The sequence below is a fragment of the Elusimicrobiaceae bacterium genome, assembly GCA_017520185.1.
GTDB lineage: Bacteria > Elusimicrobiota > Elusimicrobia > Elusimicrobiales > Elusimicrobiaceae > Avelusimicrobium.
This window is the reverse complement of record JAFXGO010000022.1, coordinates 1-1,920: the sequence shown is the minus strand read 5'-3', so window position 1 is coordinate 1,920 and position 1,920 is coordinate 1. Positions and strand designations below refer to the sequence as shown.

General features: G+C 42.4%; 2 protein-coding genes. One reads left to right on the top strand and one right to left on the bottom strand.

Annotated elements, in window-relative coordinates:
• Positions 1-426: 426 nt before the first annotated feature.
• Complete coding sequence (locus IKL48_03100; GenBank protein ID MBR3603660.1) at positions 427-1,590, bottom strand: site-specific integrase; 1,164 nt, start codon at positions 1,588-1,590, stop codon at positions 427-429.
• A gap of 93 nt (positions 1,591-1,683) precedes the next feature.
• On the opposite strand from IKL48_03100, the gene IKL48_03095 reads away from it, so the two are divergent.
• Positions 1,684-1,884, top strand: a complete 201-nt coding sequence (locus IKL48_03095; protein MBR3603659.1) for a helix-turn-helix domain-containing protein — start codon at positions 1,684-1,686, stop codon at positions 1,882-1,884.
• Positions 1,885-1,920 lie beyond the last annotated feature (36 nt).

Genomic DNA, 1,920 nt, shown 5'->3' with positions numbered 1-1,920 from the left:
CATTTTTCTCAGAAATAATAATTTTTGTATCGTTTTTTGCATCAAAAAAGAGGGTAGAGCATATGTTGATTTCTTAGTGGCTCCGCTTTTTAGAGTGAAAAAGTGTTGGAAATACAGGGGAAATGCGGTGTTGTTTGCAGGTTGAGATAATGGAAAAGTGCGTTTTTTAGGTTAAAAATCGCCCCATAAGTCCATATAAATCCATGTAAATGGCATAAAAAAAGGACCCTACAACTGTTAACCGCATGGTCGTTGGTACCAAGCGGTACCAACGCGTATCATTTGGTACCAAATTGTCCGGTTTTGCAAGAAAATAGCGAAAAAAGCGAACATTTTGGCAATATAGGGTTTGAGCTTGACCGTAAATTTGATGTAAATTTTAGAAATAAAATGGGCACCGAGATTTAACAAGCTCGGTGCCCATTTTTATGCTCGAAATAGTTTTGAAATCTTCCTGATTTCCTTCTTCTGATACTCGGGTAGAAGGTGGGAATATGTATTTGCGGTCACTTTGGAATCTGCATGCCCTAAGAGTTTCGATACTGTTACAATATCGATTCCGGCTTCCAAACATCTTGTGGCAAAGGTGTGCCGCAGGGTGTGAAAGGTGGCATCTTCAATGTCTGCAACATCCAGCAGCTCCCGATAATACTGATAAAATCTTCTGGGTTCAATGGGCGTGTTCTTGCGACTGAAGAACAGAAAATCGTCCTCGCTGTGCTGATATCCATGTTCCTCCTTCCAGGAAATTGCTTTCTCTTTGTAAGCTTGAAGTTCCGTTTTTAAAGCATCAAATATATAGACCTTGCGGATAGAGGCCTCCGTTTTGGGTGGGGCGATATCCAGTATGGATGGATGTGAGCTGTCGTATTTACTGTGATGTCGAGTCAGTTGTTTTGAGACACTGATACAGCCTTTTTTGAAATCAATATCTTTCCACTGAAGTGCCAGGAGCTCGCCTTTGCGAATGCCGGTATACAGATCCAGAATCACGGCAAACATCAGAAGTCGCTCAGATTCTCTTGCGGCAGTCTCTAACCGTTTTTGCTCTGTTACAGTCAGTGCGCGTGCAGGACTGCGGCTTTGCTTTGGCAGCTTTACGCCTTGAACGGGATTGTAGTTTAGCATACGGTTTTGTATGGCGTAGTTAAAAACAAGGGAGATAAAGTTGCGGACGCTTGTTAGCATTTTTAGACTGAGCTTTTCTCCGGTTTCTACATTCTTCAGTGATAAGAGATGGCTTTGAATCATTAGATTGGTGATGTCTGCAAGGCGTTTGTTACCCAACTCGCCAAGATGCCGATTGATGATATTCTTGTAGCCGTAATAGGTGCTGCCGCGAACATATTCCTTGGAGTATGTTTCCACACATTCGGTAGCCCAGGCGGACAGGGTAGTGGAGGAGGCAGAAAAGTTTTGCAGATTGTGAATTTTGGCATATTGAATTTCTTTTACTACTTTGGTTAGTTTTTCGAGTGTTTCCTTTTTCGTTCTTCCGTAAACGGTTTGCCGTTTGCCTTTGTGCATGACGGTAACTGTATATCTGCCGTCTTTACGCTTTTGAATGTGGTACTGAGATGGGTGTTTCATAAAAATTCTCCTTTTTGATGATGTTTTCTTGAAACTCAATTTTGAGTCTACCTAAATTATAAATACAAAATATAAAGAAAGGAGAATTGCCCTATGGAACAACGGGTATACACAGCGAAAGAGGTTATGGATATGCTCAAACTTGGCGGAACCAATACCTATGAGTTGTTAAGCCGTGCCGCCGATACGGGTGAACCGTTTGTGGTGATGCGCATTGGCAAAAGTCTGCGCGTACGGAAGGATTCTTTCGACGCGTGGTTTAATGACGGCTGCAAGGGTTTCTTTGAGAAATGATTGCAAAAATCCGGCCCGCAGGGAATGACACCTGTG